Below are 24,157 nucleotides of genomic sequence, written 5' to 3'. Positions count from 1 at the left end.
CTGAACCCTCGAGCGGTTCGCTGGACTAAGCTGAAAAGCTAATTTGTGTTGTCATTTATTTCGAAAGGGGAGCATCGGCTCATGCAACTGGGAATCATCGGGCTGGGCCGCATGGGCGGCAATATCGCAAGGCGCCTGATGCGCGCAGGGCACCGCACCGTGGTACACGATCGCAACCGCGAGGCCATCACCGGCCTGGAGGGCGAGGGCGCCCAGGGTGCGCACGACCTCGGTGCACTGGTGCAGAAGCTGAAAGCACCGCGTGCGGTGTGGGTCATGCTGCCCGCCGGCGAGCCCACCGAGCAGACCATTGCTCAACTGGCCGAGCTGCTGGAGCCGGGCGATGCGATCATCGACGGCGGCAACACCTTCTACAAGGATGACGTGCGCCGCGCCGTCGAGCTGGCCAAGCGCGGGCTGCATTACCTGGACGTTGGCACCTCGGGCGGCGTGTGGGGCCTGGACCGTGGCTACTGCATGATGATCGGTGGCGAAAAGGACGTGTTCGAGCGCCTGGAACCACTGTTCAAGGCGCTGGCCCCGGGCGTGGGTGACATCCCGCGTACCCATGGCCGCAGCGGCGAGCACCAGCGTGCCGAACACGGCTACATCCACGCCGGCCCACCCGGTGCCGGGCACTACGTGAAAATGGTGCACAACGGCATCGAGTACGGCCTCATGCAGGCCTATGCCGAAGGTTTCGATCTGCTGCGCAGCAAGGGCGGCAACGAACTGCCGGAAGACCAGCGTTTCGACCTGAACGTGGCCGAAATCGCCGAAGTGTGGCGGCGTGGCAGCGTGGTCACCTCGTGGCTGCTCGACCTCACCGCCGATGCGCTGGTGGCCGACCCGCAGCTGTCGCAGTTCAGTGGCTCGGTATCCGACAGTGGTGAAGGCCGCTGGACCATCGACGCCGCCGTCGAGCAGGCGGTGCCGGTGCCGGTGCTGTCCAGCGCGCTGTTCGCCCGCTTCCGCTCGCGCCAGCAGCAAGGCACCTATGGTGACAAGATTCTCTCGGCCATGCGCCTGGGCTTCGGTGGCCACGTCGAGAAAAAAGCCGAATGACCAAACAGAGCATTCCGGCCGCTCCGCCATGCACCCTGTTCCTGTTCGGCGCCAATGGCGACCTGGTCAAGCGCCTGCTGATGCCGGCGCTTTACAACCTCAGCCGTGACGGTCTGCTGGACCGCAACCTGCGTATCGTTGGTGTCGACCACAACCCGGCCACTGCCGAGGAATTCGCCGGGCGCCTGCATGCGTTCATGGTCGAGCGTGACAAAGGTGGCGAGGGCACGGCCAAGTGCCTGGATGAGAAGCTCTGGGCACGCCTGGCCAAGCGCCTGGATTACCAGACCGGCGATTTCCTCGACCCGGCTACCTACGAGGCCCTCGCCAAGCGCATCGACACAACCCGCCACGGCAACGCCATCTTCTACCTGGCGACCTCGCCGCGCTTCTTCCCCGAAGTGGCGCAGCGCCTGGGGCAGGCCGGGCTGCTCGACGAATCGGCCGGCGGTTTTCGCCGCGTCGTGGTGGAAAAGCCCTTCGGCACCGACCTGGCCAGCGCCGAGGCGCTCAACGCCTGCCTGTTGAAGGTGATGGGCGAGCGGCAGATCTACCGCATCGACCATTACCTGGGCAAAGAGACGGTGCAGAACATCCTGGTCAGCCGGTTCTCCAACGGTTTGTTCGAGTCGTTCTGGAACAACCACTACATCGACCATGTGCAAATCACCGCTGCGGAAACCGTAGGTGTCGAGACCCGTGGTGCGTTCTACGACAGCACCGGCGCGTTGCGCGACATGGTGCCCAATCATCTGTTCCAGTTGCTGGCGATGGTAGCCATGGAGCCCCCGGCGGCGTTTGCCGCCGATGCCGTGCGCAGCGAAAAGGCCAAGGTGATCGGCGCCATCCGTCCGTGGTCGACGAAGATGGCCTTGAAAAACTCCGTGCGCGGCCAGTACAGCGCCGGCAAGCAGGGGCGCAAGCAGTTGCCTGGCTACCGCCACGAGGCCAACGTCGCGGCGGACAGCCAGACCGAGACCTATGTGGCGCTGAAGGTGATGATCGACAACTGGCGCTGGGCTGGCGTGCCGTTCTACCTGCGAACTGGCAAGCGCATGAGCGTGCGTGATACCGAAATTGCCATCTGCTTCAAGCCCGCGCCTTATGCGCAGTTCCGCGAATCGGAGCTGGAGCGGCCCAAGCCCAATTACCTGAAAATCCAGATCCAGCCCAACGAGGGCATGTGGTTCGACCTGCAGGCCAAGCGCCCCGGGCCGGAGCTGGTAATGGAGAATGTCGAGCTGGGCTTTGCCTACAAGGACTTCTTCAAGATGACCCCGGCGACCGGTTACGAGACGCTGATCTACGACTGCCTGACCGGTGACCAGACCTTGTTTCAGCGGGCTGACAACATCGAGAACGGCTGGCGCGCGGTGCAGCCATTCCTGGATGCCTGGGCCCAGGGCGGCGAGGTGCACGAATACCCGGCCGGTGAAGACGGGCCCGAGGCCGGCAATGAATTGCTGACCCGGGACAAGCGGGAGTGGCATCGGTTGGGGTGAGTTGTTTGTAAAGCCTGTGCTGGCCCTTTCGCGGGTTCACCCGCGAAAAGGCCAGCACAGGCAACCATACTAAGGAGCCTCAATGCCGGCCCACATCGAAGACTATGCCCTGCTGGGCAATTGCCGCAGCGCCGCCCTGGTCAGCCGCGATGGCTCGCTCGACTGGCTGTGCCTGCCACGCTTCGACGCCCCCGCGGTATTCGCCGCACTGCTGGGCAACGAGGAAAACGGCCGCTGGCGCCTTGCCCCCAGCGACCCGGTCGAACACAGCAGCCGCCAATACCTGGACGACACCCTGGTACTGGAAACCATCTGGGTCACCGCCACCGGCCGCGCCCGCGTGCTGGACTTCATGCCGCTGGGCGAGGTCAACGCGCTGGTGCGCATCGTCGAAGGCCTAGCCGGCGAAACCAACTTCGAAATGGACCTGGTAATGCGCTTCGACTACGGCCGCAGCGTGCCCTGGGTAGAACGGCTCGACCCGCTGACCCTCAGCGCTGTCGCCGGCCCCGACCGACTGATTCTGTGCAGCACCGTTCCCCCGCATGCCCGCGACCAGCACACCGTCGCCCGCTTTCGCGTCGGTGCGGGCGAACGCCAGGTGTTCAGCCTGCGTCACCAGCCATCGCACCTGCCGGTGCAGCCCGGCTGTGATAGCGACGAAGCGCTGGCGCAGACCATCGACCAATGGCAGGCCTTCGCCGCCCGCTGCCCACAGGTGGGCCCATACTCCGCCTTGGTGCGCCGCTCGCTGCTGACCCTCAAGGCCATGACCTATGCGCCCACCGGCGGCATCGTTGCCGCCGTCACCACCTCGCTGCCCGAGCGCATCGGTCACGAGCGCAACTGGGACTACCGCTTCTGTTGGCTGCGCGACGCGACCATGACACTGCTGGCCTTCATGAACCTCGGCTACTTCGATGAAGCCCAGGCTTGGCGCGAGTGGTTGTTGCGCTCGGTGGCCGGCAACCCGGAGCAGATGCAGATCATGTACGGCCTGGCCGGCGAACGCGACCTGCAGGAATACACCTTGCCGTGGCTGGCCGGCTACGAGCACTCGCAACCGGTGCGGGTGGGCAATGCAGCGTCAGCGCAGATGCAGCTGGACATCTACGGCGAGCTCGCCGATGCCATGACCCAGGCAATCAAGGGCGGCTTGCCCCGCCACTCGCGCAGCGCCGCCATCGCCCGCTCGATCCTGCCTTACGTCGAGCGCATCTGGCGCCAGGCGGACGAGGGCATCTGGGAAGTGCGCGGCGGCCGGCAGCAGTTCGTGCACTCCAAGGTCATGGCCTGGGTGGCGTTCGACCGTGCCGCGGGGCTGGCCGACACCACCGAGGAGGGCCGCGAGCGCGGGCGGCATTACCGCCAGGTGGCTGACGAGATTCGTCGTGAAGTGTGCGCGCAGGGCCTGGACCCCAGCGGCCGCTTTTTCGTCCAGGCCTATGGCTCGACCGAGATGGACGCCAGCTTGTTGCAGATCGCCCTGACCGGCTTTCTGCCGGCGGATGACCCGCGCTTTTTGCGCACGCTCGAACAGGTCGAACAACGCCTGCTGAAAAACGGCCTGCTGCTGCGCTATGACAGCGATCGCTGCAGCGATGGCCTGACGTCCGGGGAGGGCACCTTCCTGGTGTGTTCGTTCTGGCTGGCCGACGTGTATGTATTGCTGGGCCGCCAGGCAGAAGCGCAGGCACTGTACGAACGCTTGACCGGCCTGTGCAACGACCTTGGCCTGCTGGCTGAACAGTACGACCCGGCGGGCCAGCGCATGCTTGGCAACTTCCCCCAGGCGTTCAGCCATATCGGCATCATCAACACCGCACTGAACCTGCACCGCGCACAGTGCCCGGTGCGTGATCGGGCGAGCTGTAGCTAAGTCAGGTGGCGGTCTCCTACAGGGATTGCGCTGGCTTGGAGTAAGCGGAGTAGACTAGGGCAAACCCCTTTGGCACGGAGCACACATGGGCATTCGCGGTACTGACCGGCAGATCGGCAACATCGAGTTCAATTTCATCTACTCAGACGGTCATGAGCTGGCGGTGTGGACGGCCCAAGCCTGATGGCCAACCACAAGATCGAAATCCGCCGACGCAATATCGAGAAGATTCTGCAGGCAGCGGAAAAGGTGTTCGCCGAGAAGGGCTATGGCGCCACCTCGATGGGTGATATCGCCGAGCAGGCCGAGTTGCCGCGTTCCAACCTTCATTACTACTTCAGCACCAAGGACGACCTGTTCCGTGCTGTGCTGCAGGACCTGCTGGACGTGTGGAAGCAGGACGCGCTGTGCTTCGAGAACTTCGACGACCCGCGCGTGGTGCTCACCAGTTACATCCGGGCAAAGATGGGCCACTCGCGCTCGCGGCCGCTGGGCTCGAAGATCTGGGCCGAAGAGATGCTGCATGGGGCGCCGGTGCTGGGGGTGAACCTGGATGAAAGCCTGGTGCCCTGGGCCAAGCTGAAGGAAGCCAAGATCCGCCGCTGGGTGGAGGAGGGGCGCATCCTGCCGGTGGAGCCGTCGGCGCTTTTGTACATGATCTGGGCCTCGACCCAGCACTATGCCGACTTTGGTTACCAGGTGACGTTGCTCAATGGCGGGGAGGCGTTGTCGGACATGGCCTTTGAAAATGCCGTGCAGACGGTGACCAGTGTGATCTTGCGGGGGATCGGGCTGGAGCCTTGAGGTCGGGGCCGCCGCGCGGCCCCAATGGGTTTCAGCTGGCCTCGCGGTAGGGGTTACGCGGGTCCTGCGTCCAGTTCAGGTAAGGCTTGCCGGTATCCTGAGCCACCATTTCGATGCAGCTCTCCACCGGGCAGGTGATCTGGCACAGGTTGCAGCCCACGCATTCTTCCTCGATCACACTGTAGGCATGCGTGCCATCTGCCTTCAGCGTACTGGCAATCGCCTGGTGGGAAGTATCCTCACAGGCAATGTGGCAGCGCCCGCAGCCAATGCATGCTTGTTGGTCGATGTGCGCCACCGACTTGTAGTTCATGTCCAGGTACTTCCAGTCGGTGGTATGCCCTACCGCCTGGCCGCGGAACGCCTCGATGTTGTGGTGCCCATGCTGGTCCATCCAGCGCGCCAGGCCGTCCTTCATGTCCTCGACGATGCGGAAGCCGTGCAGCATCGCTGCCGTGCACACCTGCACGGCACCGCTGCCCAGGGCCATGAACTCGGCTGCGTCACGCCAGCTGCCGATGCCGCCAATACCGCAGATCGGCAAACCGTGCGTCTGCGGATCGCGGGCGATTTCCGCCACCATGTTGAGGGCAATCGGCTTCACCGCCGAACCGCAGTAACCGCCATGGGTGCTCTGGTCACCGACGATGGGGTGGGCGACCATGCGGTCGAGGTCGACGCTGGTGATCGAGTTGATGGTATTGATCAACGACACCGCATCGGCCCCGCCACGGTGGGCGGCGCGGGCCGACTGGCGGATGTCGGTGATGTTCGGCGTGAGCTTGACGATCACCGGCAGCGAGCAGTACGTCTTGCACCAGCGGGTGACCATTTCGACGTACTCCGGCACCTGGCCGACCGCCGCACCCATGCCGCGCTCCGGCATGCCGTGCGGGCAGCCGAAGTTCAGTTCGATGCCATCGGCCCCGGTGGCTTCCACCAGCGGCAGGATGAACTTCCACGAGTCTTCCACGCACGGCACCATCAGCGACACGATCAGTGCGCGGTCGGGCCAGTCCTTCTTCACCTGGGTGATTTCGCGCAGGTTGATGTCCAGCGAGCGGTCGGTGATCAGCTCGATGTTGTTGATGCCCTGCACCTGGCGGTTGGGGCCGTAATGCGCCGAGTAGCGCGACGACACGTTGACTGCCGCCGGGTCTTCGCCCAGTGTTTTCCACACTACGCCACCCCAGCCGGCCTCGAAGGCGCGGACCACGTTGTAGGCCTTGTCGGTTGGCGGTGCGGAGGCCAGCCAGAAGGGGTTGGGTGCCTTGATGCCGGCAAATTCGATGGACAGGTCGGCCATTTACGCAGCCTCCACGTTGAGCATGAGTTGGGCATGGATGGCTTCGGCGGCCAGCTTGCCGTGTTGCACGGCCTGGACGGTAAGGTCCTGGCCCAGGGCGGTGCAGTCGCCGCCGGCGTATACGCCCGGCAGGCTGGTCTGCATCGTTTCGTCGACGCGGATGCGCTCGCGGTCGCGCGCCAGCTGTGCGGCCACCGGGTCACCGAGGCTGGTGTCGTCGAAGCGTTGGCCGATGGCCTTGAAGATCGCATCGGCGGCCAGTTCGAAGGTGTCGCCGGTGTCGCGCAGGTGGCCGTCTGCCAGTTCGGTGCAGGCGAAGCGCATGCCGCGCACCTTGCCGCTGTCGTCCAGCAGCACGGCATCGGGGCGGGCCCAGGTGTGCAGGCGTACCTGGTTGGCCTTGGCGATGTCCTGCTCGTGGCCGGTCGCACCCATGTCGGCATGGCCGCGGCGGTACACCAGGTTGACGTCGCGAGCACCCAGGCGGCTCATCTGCACGGCCATGTCGATGGCGGTGTTGCCGGCGCCGATCACCAGGCAGCGGTCGGCCAGGGGCAACTGGCTCAGGTCGTCGGCCTGGCGTAGTTCGCGGATGTATGCGGTGGCGGCGAGCAGGCCGGGGGCCTCTTCATCCGGCAGACCGAGCTGGCGCACGGCATTCAGGCCGAGGCCGAGGAACACTGCGTCGTACTGGTCGCGCAGTTCGCCCAGGCCGAGGTTGCTGCCCAGGCGCTGGCCATGGCGAATTTCAATGCCACCGATACCAAGCAGGAATTCCACTTCACGCTGGGCGTAGTCGTCCACCAGCTTGTAGCGGGCGATGCCGTACTCGTTGAGGCCCCCGGCCTTGTCGCTGGCCTCGAACACGACCACATCATGCCCGTGCATGGCCAGGCGGTGGGCGCACGACAGCCCGGCGGGGCCGGCACCAACTACGGCGATGCGCTTGCCAGTGGCCGGCGAGCGCTGAAACGGGTGCTCGGTGAAGTGGGCGTTGTCCAGGGCATAGCGCTGCAGCTGGCCGATCAGCACCGGTGCGCATTCCTGCGCGTTGTTGCGTACGCAGGCTTGCTGGCAAAGGATTTCGGTGGGGCAGACGCGGGCGCAACTGCCGCCGAGGATGTTGGCCGAGAGAATGCGCTCGGCGGCGCCTTGCAGGTTTTCGTCGCTGATGCGGTGGATGAACGACGGGATGTCGATCTCGCTGGGGCAGGCGTTGACGCAGGGAGCGTCATAGCAATACAGGCAGCGTGCGCTTTCGACGGCGGCCTGGCGGGCGGTGAGGGGTGGGGCCAGGTCGCTGAAGCGCTCGGCCAGCTGGTCGGCACCGGCCCGGGGGCGCGGCAAGTGGTTCAGAGCGTCGATCACGGTTGTAGCCTCTCTATTTTTTATGGATGCAGGCGACAAGCATTGCGGTGGTTTCTGGGGCCGCTGCGCGCCCCATCGCGACACAAGGCCGCTCCTACAAGGAACCGCACACTCCTGTAGGAGCGGCCTTGTGTCGCGATGGGCTGCACAGCAGCCCCAATGGCCTTAACGCTTCACAGGCGTCGGCCGCTGCACTTCAGCCCTGCGCCCCAGCACCTCGTACACCGACGGATACGCCGGCCGTTCCACATACCGCCCCGCGCCTTTTTCCGCACGCAGGTCGCCATCGGCCCAGAGCACCTTGCCCTGGCTGATGGTATGGCTGGGGATGCCGCGTACGGTACGGCCTTCGAAGATGTTGAAATCCACCTGCTGGTGGTGGGTCTTGGCCGAGATGGTACGGGTGCCTTGCGGGTCCCACAGCACCAGGTCGGCGTCAGCGCCAACACGAATGGCACCCTTGCGCGGGAACAGGTTGAAGATCTTCGCGGTGTTGGTGGAGGTCAGCGCGACGAACTCATGCATCGACAGGCGCCCGCTGTTCACCCCGGCATCCCACAGCACCGCCATGCGGTCCTCAATGCCGGCAGTGCCGTTGGGGATACGGCTGAAGTCGTCGCGGCCCATGGCTTTCTGTTCGGCGCAGAAGCAGCAATGGTCGGTGGCGGTGGTGTGCAGGTTGCCCGACTGCAGCCCGCGCCACAGCGCCTCCTGGTGTTCACGCGGGCGGAATGGTGGGCTCATCACATAGCCTGCGGCGGTGGCCCAGTCCGGGTCGCGGTAGACGCTGTCATCCAGCAGCAGATGGCCGGGCAGGACTTCACCGTACACCGGCTGGCCCTTGCCCCTGGCATAGGCGATTTCGTCCAGCGCTTCGCGGCTGGAAACATGCACCAGGTACAGTGGCGTGCCCAGGGTCTCGGCAATGCGGATGGAGCGGCTTGCCGCCTCGCCCTCGACCTGGGACGGACGTGACAGCGGGTGGGCCTCCGGCCCGGTCAGGCCCTGGGCCAGCAGTTTTTTCTGCAGGTGGTACACCAGTTCGCCGTTCTCGGCATGCACGGTGGGCACCGCACCCAGTTGCAGGCAGCGCTCGAAGCTGGCCACCAGGGTGTCGTCGGCGGCCATGATCGCATTCTTGTAGGCCATGAAGTGTTTGAAGCTGTTCACCCCATGGTTGGCCACCAGCTCGCCCATCTCTTCGGCTACCTGCTCGCTCCACCAGGTGATGGCGACATGGAAGCCGTAGTCGCTGGCGCTTTTCTGCGCCCAGCCGCGCCAGGTGTGAAAGGCCTCCAGCAACGACTGCTGAGGGTTGGGGATGACGAAGTCGATGATTGAGGTAGTGCCACCGGCCAGGCCCGCGGCGGTGCCGCTGAAGAAGTCCTCGCTGGCCACGGTGCCCATGAACGGCAGCTGCATGTGGGTATGCGGGTCGATGCCGCCGGGCATCAGGTACTGGCCGCTGCCGTCGAGGGTTTCGCAGCCGGTGGGCGGTTCGAGGTTTTGCCCGATGGCGCTGATAAGGCCATCGGCACACAGGACATCGGCGGGGTAACTCTCTTCGTGGGTGACCACGGTGGCGCCACGGATCAACAGGGACATGCCGTTTTCCTCGCAGGCTGACCGGTCTGGGCCGGTTCTTGGAATTGTCTTGGTGCAGGGCGGGCAGGGGTGGTTAATCCTGTCAGGCCTGACAAGATTCGAGGCTAGATGCAGATCCTGGATTCGGCAAGAAGATTTTCACATTAAATTTGTGGTTTTTAAGATATTGATATTAAAGGGTTAATTTATTTCAGTGCGCTGACTGCGCGGTTCTCCAAAGCGTTGACTAACTTGACAAGATGAAAATCTGGTCGAGATTTTCAAACACATGAATGCGTGTGTACTCCGGCCATCGAGTGAACCCGATGGGCAAACAACTACAAAAAATCTGGAGAAGGCTCCCATGCAGCAAAGCAGATCGGAAGTGGTCGAGCAGGATGGCTTGTTCGAGCTGTCCGAGGGCAGCGATGTTCTCGACAGCCCGCGCTACAACCACGACATCGCCCCGACCAAGGTGCACCAGCGTACCTGGAACAAATGGCATATCACCGCCCTGTGGGTGGGCATGTCCATCTGCGTGCCCACCTACACCCTCGGCGGCGTGCTCACCGCCTACTTCGGCCTCAGCGTGGGCGAAGCCTTGCTGGCGATCTTGCTGGCCAACCTGATCGTGCTGATTCCGCTCACCCTCAACGCCTTCCCTGGCACCAAGTACGGCATTCCGTTCCCGGTGCTGCTGCGTTCGTCGTTCGGCATCATCGGCTCAAACGTGCCATGCCTGATCCGCGCGGTAGTCGCTTGTGGCTGGTTCGGCATCCAGACCATGTTCGGCGGCTTGGCCATCCACCTGTTCCTCGGCTCGGTGTTCGACGGCTGGAAGGCCCTGGGCGGCACTGGCGAGGTGATCGGCTTCATGATCTTCTGGTGCCTGAACCTGTGGGTGGTGCTGCGCGGCGCCGAGTCGATCAAGTGGCTCGAAACGCTGTCGGCACCGCTGCTGGTGGCGGTTGGCGTAGGCCTGCTGTTCTGGGCCTTGCCGCACATGTCGATGACCGAACTGCTGGCCCAGCCGCCCAAGCGCCCGGAAGGAGCGAACATGCTCGGCTACTTCTGCGCCGGGCTTACCGCCATGGTCGGTTTCTGGGCCACGCTATCGCTGAACATTCCCGACTTCAGCCGTTACGCCCGCAGCCAGAAGGACCAGATTCTCGGGCAGATCTTCGGCTTGCCGCTGACCATGTTCCTGTTCGCCGCGCTGGGCGTGGTGCTGACCGCTGCCTCGGCGTCGCTGGTTGGCGAGACCGTGTCCGACCCGGTCAGCCTGATCGGCAAGATCCACAGCCCGTTCTGGGTGGCCCTGGCCATGGCGCTGATCGTGATCGCCACGCTGTCGACCAACACCGCGGCGAACATCGTGTCGCCGACCAACGACTTCCAGAACATCGCCCCACGCCTGATCGGTCGCAGCCGAGCGGTGTGGCTGACCGGCTTCATCGGCTTGGCGCTTATGGGGCATGAGTTGCTGAAGAAGCTGGGCTGGATCGTCTCCGACCTGAGCCTGGAGAGTGTGTACTCCAACTGGCTGCTGGGTTATTCCAGCCTGCTGGGGCCGATCGCCGGGATCATGGTGGTGGACTACTTCCTGATTCGCCGGCAGAAGCTGGACCTGGCCGGGCTGTACCGCGACGACGTGTACCCGGCGTGGAACTGGGCCGGTTTTGCCGCCTTTGCGTTGCCGGTGGCGCTGACCGTCATGGCGATTGGCAACAACAGTTTCAGCTGGTTCTACGACTACGGCTGGTTCACCGGTTCGCTGCTGGGTGGGGCGCTGTATTACCTCTTCGCCGGCGTGGTCGCGCGCAGCCCGGCGCGAGTGGCCAAGCCCTTGCCGTGAGACCGCGCTGGCTTTTTCGCGGGTAAACCCGCTCCCACAGGTACAGCGCAGGTCCCGAGGCCAGCGCTGTCCTTGTGGGAGCGGGTTTACCCGCGAAGAGGCCAGCACAGACAACAGAAAAGCCTGAAGGAGAAACCCGTGACCCCAGTCAAAGAGATCCTGAAGACCACCACTCACCATATCGACAGCACCCGCCTTTGGCAGTCCCTGATGGACCTGGCCCGCCTCGGTGCCACCGCCAAGGGCGGCGTGTGCCGCCTGGCCCTGACCGACCTCGACCGCCAGGCCCGCGACCTGTTCGTGCAGTGGTCCGAGGCCGCCGGTTGCACGGTCAGCATCGACGCCGTCGGCAACATCTTCGCCCGTCGCCCGGGGCGTAACCCCAAGCTGCCCCCGGTGATGACCGGTAGCCACATCGACACGCAGCCCACCGGTGGCAAGTTCGACGGCTGCTTCGGGGTGATGGCCGGGCTGGAGGTGCTCCGCACCCTCAACGACCTCGGCGTGGAAACCGAAGCACCGCTGGAAGTGGTGGTGTGGACCAACGAGGAAGGTTCGCGCTTTGCGCCCTGCATGATGGGCTCCGGGGTGTTCGCCGGCAAGTTCACCCTGGAGGAAACCCTGGCCAAGCGCGACGCCCAGGGTGTCAGCGTTGGCGAGGCGTTGAACGCCATCGGCTACGCCGGCCCGCGCGTCGTGTCAGGCCACCCGGTGGGGGCCTATTTCGAAGCGCATATCGAGCAGGGCCCGATCCTCGAAGATCAGCGCAAGACCATCGGCGTGGTGCTGGGCGCGCTGGGCCAGAAGTGGTTCGACCTGACCCTGCGCGGTGTCGAGGCGCACGCCGGCCCTACGCCCATGCACCTGCGCAAGGACGCCCTGGTTGGCGCGGCGGCGGTGGTGGAGGCAGTCAACCGCACCGCCCTCGGCCACCAGCCCCATGCCTGTGGCACGGTGGGTTGCCTGCAGGCCTACCCAGGTTCGCGCAACGTGATCCCGGGCGAAGTGCGCATGACCCTGGACTTCCGTCATCTGGAGGGTGAGCAGCTGAATGCCATGATTGCCGATGTGCGCGCGGTGATCGAGGCGACCTGTGCCAGGTATGGCCTGAGCCACGAACTGGTACCCACGGCCGATTTCCCGGCGTTGTACTTCGACCAGGGGTGTGTCGATGCTGTGCGTGAATCTGCGCAGGCGCTGGGCCTGCCGCACATGGACATTGTCAGCGGCGCGGGGCACGACGCGATCTTCCTGGCCGAACTGGGGCCGGCGGGGATGATTTTCGTGCCGTGCGAGAACGGTATCAGCCATAACGAGATCGAGAACGCCACACCCGAGGACCTCGCCGCGGGCTGCGCGGTGTTGCTGCGCGCGATGCTGGCGGCGTCCGAGGCGATTGCCAGTGGCCGGTTGGCGGCATAGTGGAGCAGCGGGTTGTGGCGAGCACCTGCGAAGCTCCACAATTCATCCCGCGGGCTCAAGACAGCCATCGCGCCCAATGTGATAACGCTGCAGGTCCTGCGCCAGGGTCAGCCGCCCGCTGTAGTGGGCGAGGGCTTCGTCGCGCACGTTGTCGATGCTCGGGCTGCGCCGTGGGTCGCTCTGGTAGCGGGCGCTGAAGTGCGTCAGCACCAGGTTGCGCACGCCCGCAGTTTCGGCAAAGCGCGCCACTGCAGCCGCGGTGCTGTGGCCGAAGGTGACCCCTGTGCGCTCGACCACCGCCAGGGTGAACGTGGCCTCGTGCACCAGCACGTCCGCGCCCTCGGCAACGTCGGCCAACAGCTCGGGGTTGTCGTTGTCGCCGCACACGATCACCCGCCGTGGCGGGCGTGAAGGGCGTAGGTAGTCATTGCCGTGCAGCAGCCTCCCGCCATGCGGCACCGTCAGGCCCTTGGCCAGGTCGCCCCACAACGGGCCGCGGGGGATGCCTTCGGCTTCCAGGCGCGGGATGTCCAGCCGCGGTTCGGGTTTTAGTTCGGTGAACACGAAGCCGACGCTCGGCACCCGGTGCGAAAGCTGCACGCTGGTCACTTGCAGGGCGTCACTGCGCCACTCCACCAGTTCTTCCACGGCCAGCAGGCGCAGTTCGAACGGCAAAAAGGTATCGCTGGCCACCAGCCCCTGGCGCACCCAGTCGTGCAGGGCGGCGGGCAGAACAAGGTCCAGTGGCTGGGTGCGCCCGCTCATGCCGGCGCTGGCCAGCAGGCCCGGCAGGCCGAAGCAATGGTCGCCATGCACGTGGGTGATGAAGATGGCACGCAAGTCGCGAATCGACAGCGGCGTATGCAGCAGCCGGTGCTGGGTGCCTTCGCCGCAGTCGACCAGGTACCAGTGGCTGCCACTGGCTTCGATCACAGCGGTGGCACTGACGTTGCGCGCCGTGGTCGGCACGCCGGCGGAGGTGCCCAGAAACAGCAGGTCCATGGTCTGCCTCCTTGTTTCAGTCCGGCAGTGACGCCAGTACCAGCGGGCCGATGTGCGTCAGACGAAGACAAGGTGCTGATGGCGGCGTGGTACTCAACGGGCTCGTTCCTTCAAGGTGTACGGGGGCGCACACCTTAGCCGGATTGCCGCATGTCGTCGATGGCGCGCCAGGTCTTGCCTACTCGGCCTGCCGCCAGATGAGCTTGCTGGTGTCATAGCCTTGCTCCCGGGCGATCGTCAGCAATTGCTCGCGCAATTGGTCGGTGACCGCGGGCGTGCGCGAAAGCAGCCACAGGTATTCGCGGTTCGGGTGGCCGACCAACGCCACGCGGTAGTCCTGGTCGTGGTACAGCACCCAGTACTCGCCCTTGGTCAGGCCGGGCGCGAGGCGGCTGAACCAGTTGTCGAAGCGCACCCAGAGCTTGTCGGTGCTGCCCGGTTGCTGGGCTTCGGCGATGCCCTTGGCCTGGTTCCACTGGCCGTCCTTTTCCCGGCAGCGGTTGGTCACGTCGATGCGGCCGTCCTCTCGCAGCCCATAGCGCGCCTCGGACTGCACGCAGTTGCGCTGAAAGAACATCGGCAGCCGCGCGAGTTCGTACCAGGTGCCCTGGTAACGTTGCAGGTCGACCTGCTGGGTGCGCGGCGGCGCCGGGTGATCGTTGCCGGCGCAGCCGAGCAGGGCCAGGGTCATGCAGGAAAGTAGCAACGTGTTGCGTAGCGCCATGGTGAACCTCCTTGATACGGACAGGGCTTACCTGTGTTTCGATGCGGGCGAGAGGCAAAAGTTGTACAGAATCGTGCCTTTCAGAACGAACCGGTCTGCACTTCGCCGGCACGCACGTAGCGGGCGATGACCACGCCCTTGGGCGAAACCTGCGAGTGCTGCAGGGTGAAGGCCGCCGCTGCCGCATCGTCGCCGAACAGGCGCTTGCCGTGGCCGAGCAGCAACGGGTGGATCAGCAGTTGCAGTTCATCGACCAGGCCCGCCGACAGCAGTTGTTGCACCAGATCGCTGCTGCCCTGAGTCAGCAGGTTGGCGCCGTCCTGTTGTTTCAGCGCGCGGACCGCTGCGGTGACGTCCGCGCCCAGGGAGTGGCTGTTGTGCCAGTCGAGGGTTGCGGGGGTGTGGGTGGCCACGTGCTTGGGCACGCTGTTGAACAGGTTGGCGATGGAGAAGTCTTCCGAGCTGTCTTTTACCTTTGGCCAGTAGCCGGCGAAGATGTCGTAGGTGCGACGGCCCAGCAGCAGCTCGAAGGGCTGGCTGAACAGGGCCTGCATGGCCTGGCCGAAGACTTCCTCGGCGTAGGGCACGATCCAGCCGCCGTAGGTGAAGCCGCCGCTGGTGTCTTCCTGCGGGCCGCCGGGGGCCTGCATGACACCGTCGAGGCTGATGAAGGCGGCTACGATGAGTTTGCGCATGGGGACTCTCCTGTTGGCAGCCGGGGTGGCTGTGGGCATGGGATAGTCGAATGGCGGGCAGCAGAATCGACGGGGCCTTGTGCTGTGTCTGCACTGGCCCTATCGCCGGCAAGCCAGCTCCCACAGGTACACCACAGTCCTTGGGTGCAGCGTAAAACCTGTGGGAGCTGGCTTGCCGGCGATAGGGCCGGTACAAGCTACATCACAGCCAGTAGGTGACCGCCCACCACCCCAACCCACCCATCACTACGGTATAGGGCAAGGCCATCCACACCATTCGCCCATACGACAGCCGGATCAGCGGTGCAATCGCCGAAGTCAGCAGGAACAGGAACGCCGCCTGCCCATTCGGCGTAGCCACGCTCGGCAGGTTGGTGCCGGTGTTGATCGCCACCGCCAGCGTCTCGAAATGCTCGCGGCTCATGCTGCCATTGAGAAATGCCTGCTTCACCTCGGTGATGTAGATGGTGGCAACGAATACGTTGTCGCTGATGGCCGACAGCAGGCCGTTGGCCAGGTACAGCATGCCCGGCTGCTGCTCTGCCGGCAGCCCCAGCACCCAGGCAATCAGCGGGCTGAACAGTTGCTGCTGATGAATTACCGCCACCACGGCGAAGAACACCACCAGCAAAGCGGTGAACGGCATGGCGTCCTGGAAGGCACGGCCCAGGCGGTGTTCGTCGGTAATGCCGGTGAATGCCGTGATCAGCACGATCACCATCAGGCCGATCAGGCCGACCTCGGCAACATGCAGGCCCAGGCAGACGATCAGGATCAGTGCGGCGAACCCTTGCACCCAAAGCGCGATGCGCTGGGCAGTGGTACGTGCAGCATCGTCCTCGGCGGCGTAGGCGGCCAGTACCTGACGCACCGGCTCGGGCATCAACGTGCCGTAGCCGAACAGGCGCAGCTTCTCCAGCAGTACGCAGGTCAGCAGGCCGGCGCCCAGCACCGGCAACGACACCGGCGCCACCTTCAGAAAGAAATCGGCAAAGTGCCAGCCCATCTCATGGCCGATCAGCAGGTTCTGCGGCTCGCCCACCAGCGTGCACACGCCGCCCAGGGCGGTACCCACCGCGCCATGCATCAGCAGGCTGCGCAGGAAGGCGCGGAACTGGTCGAGGTCTTCGCGGTGCAACTGTGCGACCTGCTGGTCGCTGTCCAGCGCACTGTCTTCGCGCGGGTTGGCCCCGGAGGCTACGCGGTGGTACACCGCATAGAAACCGACCGCGGCGCTGATGATCACGGCGGTCACGGTCAGCGCATCGAGAAACGCCGACAGGAATGCCGACAGCACGCAGAACAGCAACGCCAGAATCGCCTTCGAACGCACCCCCAGCAGGATGCGCGAGAACAGGAACAGCAGCAGTTCCTTCATGAAGTGGATGCCCGCCACCATGAACATCAGTAGCAGGATCACCGGGAAGTTGTGTTGCAGCTCTTCATACAGGGCTTGTGGGGTGGTCATCTGCAACAGCAGGGCCTCGACCAGCAGCAGGCCGCCAGGCATCAACGGGTAGCACTTCAGCGCCATGCCAAGGGTGAAGATGAATTCGAGCACCAGTGCCCAGCCGGCGGCCACCGGGCCGACGGTCATAAGCAGCAGCGGGTTGAGCACCAGGAACAGGCAGATGACTGCCTTGTACCAAAGCGGCGACTGGCCCAGAAAGCTGTGGGCCAGGGCGCCGGTCAGGGAGCGCGACATGAATTTGTATCCTTATGATTCGGCGATGGCGCACGGTGCCGGATCAGCGCGCCTTAGGCAAGGCGTAAAGTCCCGTTTTTGGCACAAGTGCGGTCACCCGGCTGGGTTACCATCCGTGCCATGAACCCTTCACCCGCAGGAGTGCCGCCCGTGACCGAGTACAGCGCATTCAAGGTCGAACTGACCGACAGCATCGCCCACGTTCAGATCAACCGCCCAGAGAAGGTCAACGCGATGAATGCGGCCTTCTGGGAAGAGATCGTGGATATCTTCCAGTGGATCGACGACACCGATGCGGTGCGGGCGGTAGTGATCAGCGGGGCAGGCAAGCATTTTTCCGCTGGTATCGACCTGATGATGCTGGCTTCGCTGGCCGGGCAGATGGGCAAGGACGTGGGTCGTAACGCACGTTTCCTGCGCAGCACAATCCTGCGCCTGCAGGCGTCGTTCAATGCCGTGGACAAATGCCGCAAGCCGGTACTGGCGGCAGTGCAGGGTTACTGCATTGGCGGCGCCATCGATCTGATCTCGGCCTGCGACATGCGTTACTGCAGCCGCGACGCGCAGTTCTCGATCAAGGAAATCGACATGGGCATGGCCGCCGATGTCGGCACACTGCAACGTTTGCCTCGTATCATCGGTGACGGCATGATGCGTGAGCTGGCTTTCACCGGGCGCAATGTCGAGGCCGAAGAGGCGCTGCGCATCGGCCTGGTCAACCGGGTCTATGATGACCAGGCCGCACTGATGGAAGGGGTCTTTGCCATCGCCGGCGAGATTGCCGCAAAATCGCCGATTGCCGTGGCCGGCACCAAGGAAATGCTCAGCTACATGCGTGACCATCGCATCGACGATGGCCTGGAGTACATCGCTACCTGGAACGCCGCGATGCTGCAGTCCGAAGACCTGCGGGTGGCGGTGGCGGCGCACATGAGCAAACAGAAACCGACGTTCGCCGACTGATCGGGCCGGGGGACGCGCAGTAAAGGAACCCCGACATGTCAGCACGCTGGACTACCGCAGTAATCGACCCGCAGATCAACGGGGGGCTGGCCGTGGCCCGCAGCCCGGAAGGGTTCCTGGTGGACGACAACGGCGCGCTGTTCCCTCGCGACTGGCTCAAGCGCCAGGACCTCGACGTACTGTGCGAGCACGGCATCGGCCACTTCGACGGCCATCCGGTGTTCCTGCTGGAGCTGCGCAGCGCAACCCACGTGCCTGGCTGCATTTGGCGGGGCCTGCGCGCGTTCATGCTCGAGGGTGATTTCGACACCTACAAAGTGCTGGGCTATGCCGCGCAGATCGGCACCTGGGCCCGCGAGCACCGCTTCTGCGGCAGCTGCGGCCAGGCGATGACGCAGATTCGCTGGGAGCGGGCGATGTACTGCCAGCCGTGCGACCTGCGCAGTTACCCGCGCATTTCACCGAGCATGATCGTGCTGGTGACCCGTGGCGACGAAATCCTGTTGGCGCGCTCGCCGCGTTTCGTCACCGGGGTGTACAGCACCCTGGCAGGCTTCGCCGAACCGGGCGAGTCGGCCGAGGACTGCCTGGTGCGCGAAGTGCGTGAAGAGGTGGCGGTGGAAGTGAAGAACATTCAGTACGTCGGCAGCCAGTGCTGGCCGTTCCCGCATTCGATGATGCTCGGCTTCCACGCCGAATACGCTGGCGGCGAGATCGTCATGCAGCCGGACGAGATCGAGGATGCCAAGTGGTTCAGCGTCCACGACCTGCCGCCGCTGCCGGCCGGGCGGTCGATTGCCCGGTACCTGATCGATCTGTACGTTGCGCGCCGCCTAGGCTTGGCCGAACCAGTGCTGCCACGCTAGGCGCACGGTCAATGCCAGCACCACGGTGATGAACACCGGGCGGATGAACTTGCTGCCGCCACTGATCGCCGTGCGTGCGCCGAAGAACGCGCCGACCATCACCGACAGGCCCATGCAGAGGCCGACGATGTAGTCCACCTGCCCGGAAATGATGAACACCGTCAGCGCCGCGATGTTGCTGACGAAGTTCATGCTGCGCGCCACGCCGCTGGCACGGACCAGGTCGATGGGGTAGAGCAGCAGGGTGCTGACCGTCCAGAACGCCCCGGTACCCGGGCCGGCCACGCCGTCATAGAAGCCCAGGGTAAAGCCTTGCGGCGCCTGCCATTTCTTCCTGATCGGTGCATCGGCATCGAGCGGCGCCTTCGGCGTGCCGCCGAACAGCAGGTAGACGCCACAGGCAAAGACGATCACCGGCAGCATCTTGTTCAGCCATTCGGCCGGCATGAAGTGGGCGATCACTGCGCCGAGCAAAGCGCCTACGAGGGTGGCGAACAATGCCGGGCGCCATTGCGCTGGGTGGAACAGCTTGCGCCTGTAGTAGGTGAAGCCGGCGGTGGCCGAGCCGAAGGTAGAGCTGAGCTTGTTGGTGCCCAGTACCAGGTGCGGCGGCATGCCCGCGGTGAGTAGCGCCGGGGTGGTGAGCAGGCCGCCACCGCCGGCGATGGCATCGATGAAACCGGCGACGAAGGCGACCAGGGCCAGGATCAGCAGGGTAAGGGGTTCTACAGTGAGTTCGAAGGGCATGGTTTCTTGGCAGGCAGGGAGGCAAGGGGCGGCAAAGGGCCGCGCTAGAAGGGAAGCATGTTAATCCTGAGGTGTATGGGTTGCCAGTGCCGGCCCTTTCGCGGGTAAACCCGCTCCCACAGGTTACCTGCACATTTCAATACCTGTGCAGTACCTGTGGGAGCGGGTTTACCCGCGAAGAGGCCGGTGCAGGCGATCACATCAGCTACGGATAAACGCCAGCAAATCCGCATTGATCACATCGGCATGGGTGGTCGGCATGCCATGCGGGTAGCCCTTGTAGGTCTTCAGCGTGCCATTGGGCAGCAGCTTCGCCGACAGCACCCCGGAGTTCTCATACGGCACGATCTGATCATCATCGCCGTGCATCACCAGCACCGGTTGCTGGATGCCCTTCAGGTCTTCGGTAAAGTCGGTCTGGGAAAACGCCACGATGCCATCGTAATGGGCCTTGGCACTGCCAATCATGCCCTGGCGCCACCAGTTGCCGATGATGCCTTCGCTGGCTTCGACGCCCGGGCGGTTGTAGCCGTAGAACGGCCCGGCCGGCACATCCCGGTAGAACTGCGCACGATTGCTGGCCACCTGGGCCTGGAAGCCGTCGAACACCGATTTGGGCAGGCCACCCGGATTACCGGGAGTCTGCACCATCAGTGGCGGTACGGCGGCGATCAACACTGCCTTGGCCACCTTGTCCTGAGGGTGCCGAGCCATGTAGCGCACCACTTCACCGCCACCAGTCGAGTGACCGACATGCACGGCGCCCTGGATGCCCAGGTGAGCGACGACCGCCGCCACATCGTCGGCATAGTGGTCCATGTCGTGGCCGTCCCATACCTGGCTGGAGCGGCCATGGCCGCGGCGGTCGTGGGCGACCACGCGGTAACCCTGGGCGAGGAAGAACAGCATCTGCGCATCCCAGTCGTCCGCGCTGAGCGGCCAGCCATGGTGGAAGTGGATGACCGGTGCATCGCGCGGGCCCCAGTCCTTGTAGAAGATCTGTACGCCGTCCTTTGTGGTTACATAGCTCATGGTTGTGTCTCCTGAGTGCAGGAAGCGAAGGGAGCTATTGATGATAGGAGAAATTTCTGGGCATCAAGCGCCGGCGTCTTCATACACGATCGCGCATCCGGTACCAGGCCTTGGCGGCGGCTTCCAGCGGTGCCGCCAGCAGGTCGCCGCCGGGGAAGCGGCCGTTGTCGATGCCTTGGTACAGCGTCAGCAGGTCGTCGTCGCCAAGAATGGCATCGCTGACCGCCCGCGCCGCCGCCAGTGTAGGCAGCACGCCATGACCAGAGAACCCCTGCAGCCAGTAGCGCTGGCCCTCGCGGCCGACATCCGGGGTGCGCTGGATGCTGCAGTCGATGTGGCCGCCCCAGGCATAGTCGATGGCCACCCCGGCCAACTGCGGGAACACCCGCTCCAGATAGGGGCGGGTGGCGCTGGCGACATCTTTGGGAATGCCGCCGAGGTAGGTGCAACCGCCGCCGAACAGCAGGCGATGGTCCGGGGTGAGGCGGAAATAGTCGGGCACGAACTGGTTGTCGATCACGCAACTGTTGCGCGGCAGTAGCGACTGGGCGAAGTCGGCACCCAGCGGTGCGGTGGCTACCTGATAGGAGCCAACCGGCAACAGGCGGCGCGACAGGTTGCGGTCGAGGCGGTCGATGTAGGCGTTGCAGGCCAGCACCAGCACCTGGCAGCGTACTTCGCCGCGGTCGGTACGGGCCACATAGCCGTCGCCGACATTCTGGTAGTCGAGTACCTGGCTCTGTTCGTAGATCTGCCCGCCAGCCGCCTCGATGGTGCTGGCCAGGCCCTGGGCCAGCTTCAGCGGGTTGAGGTGGGCGCCTTTGGCGTCGTATAGCGCGGCCTGGTAGCGCGGGCTGTCGATCCATTGTGGCAGCTCGTCGCGGCCGATCAGGCGCAGGGCGTCGTAGCCCCATTTGTGTTCGGCCTCGTGCAGGGCTTCTTCCAGCATCTTCACCCGGCGCGGCAGCACGGCGGTCCACAGGCTGCCCAGCCGGTAGTCGATGTCGAAGCCATGGCGCTCGGGCAGTTCGCGCATTTCATCGGCGGCCCAGCACATGCTGGCCCACAGGCGTTGGGTGCGTTCGACGCCCAGGGCCTTTTCCAGCGGCGGCATGTCGCACGACCAGCCGAGCAGTGCCTGGCCGCCGTTGCGGCCGGACGCGGCCCAGGCCACGCGGCTGGCTTCCAGCAGCGTTACGCGCTTGCCGGCCTGGGTCAGGCGCAGGGCGGTGTGCAGGCCGCTGAAGCCGGCGCCAATGATCAGGACTTCGGTGTCATGGCTGCCTTGCAGGGTGGGGCGCAGGGGAATGCTGGTGGGGTAGGTCTGGGCGTAGTAGCTGGCGACGTGCTGGGCGGATTGTTTGAACATGCAGGGGTCTCATGAAATTTGTTTTGATTATTTTCATGAAAATTTAGCAGGTAAATTTCATGTCGCCAACGCATTGGCCGCCTTTGTGGTTTACCTGGGGTTGTTGTGTTGCCTGTCCTGGCCCTTTCGCGGGTAAACCCATTCCCACAGAGTCATCGCAGGTCTTGAGGTCGGCGCTTTAACTGTGGGAGCGGGTTTACCCGCGAAGGGGCCTGACGTGGGAGGGCAAAATCTTCAGGTTGTCGCCTTTTTTCGAGGCTGCCTTGGCTTGCCTGCGGCCGCTTTGCTTTTCCCGCCGCCCCTGCGCTTCTTCTTCCACGGCGGCGCAGCCCCGGCTGCTGGCCCGCTGATGGTCATGCGCATGCCGCTGCACCGTTCGACCAGCTTGCCCATCCATGCCGACTGCCGGGCGACGAACTCCTCCAGCGTCATCTCGCCACTCTGCACCATGTCCAGCGCCTGCTCCCAGATTGCCGTGGTGCCTGGGTCGGCAATGGCGCGGGGCACGGCGTCGATCAGGCTGAAGGCCGCAGGGGTGGCGGACAGGGCTTTGCCGTTCTTCACCAGGTAGCCGCGGTCAAGCAGGCCCTGGATGATGCTGGCGCGGGTGGCCTCGGTGCCGATACCGGTGGTTTCCTTGAGCTTCTGCTTCAACCGTGGGTCCTCTACCAGCTTGGCCACGTTCTTCATCGCCTTGATCAGGTCGCCTTCGGTAAACGGTTTGGGTGGCTGGGTCCACAGGTCTTTCAGTTGCAGGCCCTGCACTGTGCAGTCCTGGCCTTCGTGCAGCGCCGGCAGCACCTGGGCCGGTGGTGCCTCGCGGCCCTTGGCCGGGTTCAGCGCCTCGGGCAGCGCACGGCGCCAGCCTGGTTCGACGATCTGCTTGCCTACTGCACGCAGGGCATGGCCGGCGCAGTCGAAATCGGCCTGGGTCCGGTCGTACTCGTGGTTGGGCAGGAACTGCGCCAGGTAGCGAGCGCGGATCAGGGTGTACACAGCCTTGTACTTGGCCGGCAGGCGCGACGGGTCGCTGGCGGCGGCAGTGGGGATGATGCCGTGGTGGGCACTGACCTTGGCGTCGTTCCACGCCCGTGAGCGGCGTTGCGGCTCCAGATAGGGCTGCAGCGGCGCCAGGCTGGCATCGGCCCGTTGCAGGGCGGCGAGGATGGCGGGCGCTTCAGCGTGCTGACTTTGCGGCAGGTAGCCGCAGTCGCTACGGGGGTAGGTGATGAGCTTATGGGTTTCGTACAAGGCCTGGGCGATGTCGAGTGTTTCCTGGGCACCGAGGCCGAACTTTTTCGAGCACAGCTCCTGCAGGGTGCCAAGGTCGAAGGGCAGGGGTGCCGCTTCACGCACGCGCTCGGTGGCCACCTTCACGGCCCGGGCAGTACCCGCATTGCCGATCTCGGCGGCAGCCTGCTGCGCCAGGGCCTGGTTCAGGCAGCGGCCCTGATCGTCGCAGGCGTCCTCGGGGGCGCGCCACTGGGCGTTGAAGCCAAATCCTGCGTGTTCGAGCTGCACGTCGATGGCCCAGAACGGTACCGGTACGAAGTCGGCGATGCTGCGGTCGCGGTCTACCACCAGGCGCAAGGTAGGCGTTTGCACCCGGCCCACCGGCAGCACGCCCTGATAGCCTGACTGGCGACCCAGCAGGGTGAACAGCCGGCTCATGTTCATGCCGATCAGCCAGTCTGCGCGCGAACGGCCCAGCGCCGAGTGGTACAGGTTGAAGGTTTCGTGGCCCGGCAGCAGCCGCGCCAGGGCCTTGCGAATGGAGGCGTCGTCCAGTGCCGACAGCCACAGGCGCTGGACCGGGCCGCGGTAGCGGCAATGCTCGACCAGTTCGCGGGCGATCATTTCGCCTTCGCGGTCGGCGTCGGTGGCGATCACCAGTTCGCGCGCTTCGCCGAGCAGGCGCTTGACTGCCTTGAACTGGCTGGCGGTCTTGGGCTTGACCAGCATCTTCCACTTTTCCGGGATGATCGGCAGGTCGGCCAGGTTCCAGCGCTTGTAGCGCTCGTCGTAGCTGTCGGGCGGGGCGGTTTCCAGCAGGTGGCCGATGCACCAGGTCACGCAGACGTCGGTACCTTGCCAGCAGCCATCGCCCTTGCGGTTGGCACCGAGCACTTTGGCGATATCTTTTGCCTGGGAGGGTTTTTCGCAGAGGAACAGGCGCATGGCCGGGGACGCTTCATCGGGGGTGATGGGCGATAGGATGCGCAAGCGAGGGCGCGGAGGCAAGTTTTATCTGGATGGATGTACAGGTTTT

General features: G+C 64.7%; 19 protein-coding genes. 8 read left to right on the top strand and 11 right to left on the bottom strand.

Annotated elements, in window-relative coordinates:
- The first annotated feature begins 81 nt into the window (after positions 1 to 81).
- From gnd to V3314_RS20930, 4 genes are all read left to right on the top strand, one after another.
- Positions 82 to 1,065 carry a phosphogluconate dehydrogenase (NAD(+)-dependent, decarboxylating) gene (gnd, locus tag V3314_RS20945; RefSeq protein ID WP_338459589.1) on the top strand — a complete coding sequence of 328 codons (984 nt, stop codon included), beginning with the start codon at positions 82 to 84 and terminating at the stop codon, positions 1,063 to 1,065.
- A complete protein-coding gene (gene zwf, locus V3314_RS20940) occupies positions 1,062 to 2,567 on the top strand; it encodes a glucose-6-phosphate dehydrogenase (protein WP_338459588.1) in 1,506 nt (501 codons plus the stop codon). The genes gnd and zwf overlap by 4 nt, the downstream gene beginning before the upstream one ends.
- 82 nt (positions 2,568 to 2,649) lie before the next feature.
- Positions 2,650 to 4,446 (top strand): glycoside hydrolase family 15 protein, encoded by a 1,797-nt coding sequence (locus tag V3314_RS20935; protein ID WP_322492603.1) that lies wholly within the window; start codon positions 2,650 to 2,652, stop codon positions 4,444 to 4,446.
- A 183-nt stretch (positions 4,447 to 4,629) separates the two neighbouring features.
- Positions 4,630 to 5,250, top strand: a complete 621-nt coding sequence (locus V3314_RS20930; protein WP_015270992.1) for a TetR/AcrR family transcriptional regulator — start codon at positions 4,630 to 4,632, stop codon at positions 5,248 to 5,250.
- 31 nt (positions 5,251 to 5,281) lie between these two features.
- On the opposite strand, the gene preA is transcribed toward V3314_RS20930, so the two are convergent.
- From preA to hydA, 3 genes are all read right to left on the bottom strand, one after another.
- The gene (gene preA, locus V3314_RS20925; protein ID WP_046615648.1) at positions 5,282 to 6,556 is read right to left on the bottom strand and encodes an NAD-dependent dihydropyrimidine dehydrogenase subunit PreA; all 1,275 of its coding nucleotides are present in this window, start codon (positions 6,554 to 6,556) and stop codon (positions 5,282 to 5,284) included.
- Entirely contained in the window at positions 6,557 to 7,924 is a 1,368-nt protein-coding gene (locus V3314_RS20920; RefSeq protein WP_338459587.1) for an NAD(P)-dependent oxidoreductase, read from the bottom strand.
- Positions 7,925 to 8,089: 165 nt separating this feature from the next.
- Complete coding sequence (hydA, locus tag V3314_RS20915) at positions 8,090 to 9,529, bottom strand: dihydropyrimidinase (protein ID WP_338459586.1); 1,440 nt, start codon at positions 9,527 to 9,529, stop codon at positions 8,090 to 8,092.
- Positions 9,530 to 9,872: 343 nt separating this feature from the next.
- Between hydA and V3314_RS20910 the strand changes: the two genes are divergently transcribed.
- Entirely contained in the window at positions 9,873 to 11,363 is a 1,491-nt protein-coding gene (locus tag V3314_RS20910) for an NCS1 family nucleobase:cation symporter-1 (RefSeq protein WP_046615651.1), read from the top strand.
- 138 nt (positions 11,364 to 11,501) lie between these two features.
- The gene (locus tag V3314_RS20905) at positions 11,502 to 12,785 is read left to right on the top strand and encodes a Zn-dependent hydrolase (RefSeq protein WP_135001666.1); all 1,284 of its coding nucleotides are present in this window, start codon (positions 11,502 to 11,504) and stop codon (positions 12,783 to 12,785) included.
- A 42-nt stretch (positions 12,786 to 12,827) separates the two neighbouring features.
- Here the strand turns inward: V3314_RS20905 and V3314_RS20900 are convergent, their stop codons facing one another.
- The 4 genes from V3314_RS20900 to nhaB all read right to left on the bottom strand — a co-directional run bounded on the left by V3314_RS20900 (position 12,828) and on the right by nhaB (position 16,911).
- Entirely contained in the window at positions 12,828 to 13,787 is a 960-nt protein-coding gene (locus V3314_RS20900; protein ID WP_046617234.1) for a ribonuclease Z, read from the bottom strand.
- 178 nt (positions 13,788 to 13,965) lie between these two features.
- On the bottom strand, positions 13,966 to 14,511 hold the full coding sequence (locus V3314_RS20895; protein ID WP_046617235.1) for a lipocalin family protein: 546 nt from the start codon (positions 14,509 to 14,511) through the stop codon (positions 13,966 to 13,968).
- Between the two features lie 80 nt (positions 14,512 to 14,591).
- Positions 14,592 to 15,206 (bottom strand): dihydrofolate reductase family protein, encoded by a 615-nt coding sequence (locus V3314_RS20890; RefSeq protein WP_108481125.1) that lies wholly within the window; start codon positions 15,204 to 15,206, stop codon positions 14,592 to 14,594.
- A 202-nt stretch (positions 15,207 to 15,408) separates the two neighbouring features.
- Positions 15,409 to 16,911 (bottom strand): sodium/proton antiporter NhaB, encoded by a 1,503-nt coding sequence (gene nhaB, locus V3314_RS20885; protein ID WP_046617237.1) that lies wholly within the window; start codon positions 16,909 to 16,911, stop codon positions 15,409 to 15,411.
- 150 nt (positions 16,912 to 17,061) lie between these two features.
- Between nhaB and V3314_RS20880 the strand changes: the two genes are divergently transcribed.
- Both V3314_RS20880 and nudC read left to right on the top strand, forming a co-directional pair.
- A complete protein-coding gene (locus V3314_RS20880) occupies positions 17,062 to 17,874 on the top strand; it encodes a crotonase/enoyl-CoA hydratase family protein (RefSeq protein ID WP_046617238.1) in 813 nt (270 codons plus the stop codon).
- Between the two features lie 35 nt (positions 17,875 to 17,909).
- Positions 17,910 to 18,740, top strand: a complete 831-nt coding sequence (gene nudC, locus V3314_RS20875) for an NAD(+) diphosphatase (RefSeq protein ID WP_046617239.1) — start codon at positions 17,910 to 17,912, stop codon at positions 18,738 to 18,740.
- Here nudC and V3314_RS20870 read toward each other — a convergent pair.
- The 4 genes from V3314_RS20870 to V3314_RS20855 all read right to left on the bottom strand — a co-directional run bounded on the left by V3314_RS20870 (position 18,708) and on the right by V3314_RS20855 (position 24,066).
- Positions 18,708 to 19,487 carry a TSUP family transporter gene (locus V3314_RS20870; RefSeq protein ID WP_046617240.1) on the bottom strand — a complete coding sequence of 260 codons (780 nt, stop codon included), beginning with the start codon at positions 19,485 to 19,487 and terminating at the stop codon, positions 18,708 to 18,710. The two genes, nudC and V3314_RS20870, sit on opposite strands and share 33 nt — an antisense overlap.
- Before the next feature lie 201 nt (positions 19,488 to 19,688).
- Positions 19,689 to 20,519 (bottom strand): alpha/beta hydrolase, encoded by an 831-nt coding sequence (locus V3314_RS20865; protein WP_046614843.1) that lies wholly within the window; start codon positions 20,517 to 20,519, stop codon positions 19,689 to 19,691.
- A gap of 79 nt (positions 20,520 to 20,598) precedes the next feature.
- A complete protein-coding gene (locus V3314_RS20860) occupies positions 20,599 to 21,888 on the bottom strand; it encodes an FAD-binding oxidoreductase (RefSeq protein ID WP_046614844.1) in 1,290 nt (429 codons plus the stop codon).
- A 234-nt stretch (positions 21,889 to 22,122) separates the two neighbouring features.
- Complete coding sequence (locus V3314_RS20855) at positions 22,123 to 24,066, bottom strand: DNA topoisomerase III (protein WP_338459585.1); 1,944 nt, start codon at positions 24,064 to 24,066, stop codon at positions 22,123 to 22,125.
- Between the last annotated feature and the right edge of the window lie 91 nt (positions 24,067 to 24,157).

Origin of the sequence: Pseudomonas sp. TE3-3-F2023 (assembly GCF_036784815.1) — a bacterium.
GTDB classification, from domain to species: Bacteria; Pseudomonadota; Gammaproteobacteria; order Pseudomonadales; family Pseudomonadaceae; genus Aquipseudomonas; species Aquipseudomonas pudica.
The sequence above is the reverse complement of the archived record's forward strand: the minus strand, read 5'-3'. Positions and strand labels throughout refer to the sequence as shown.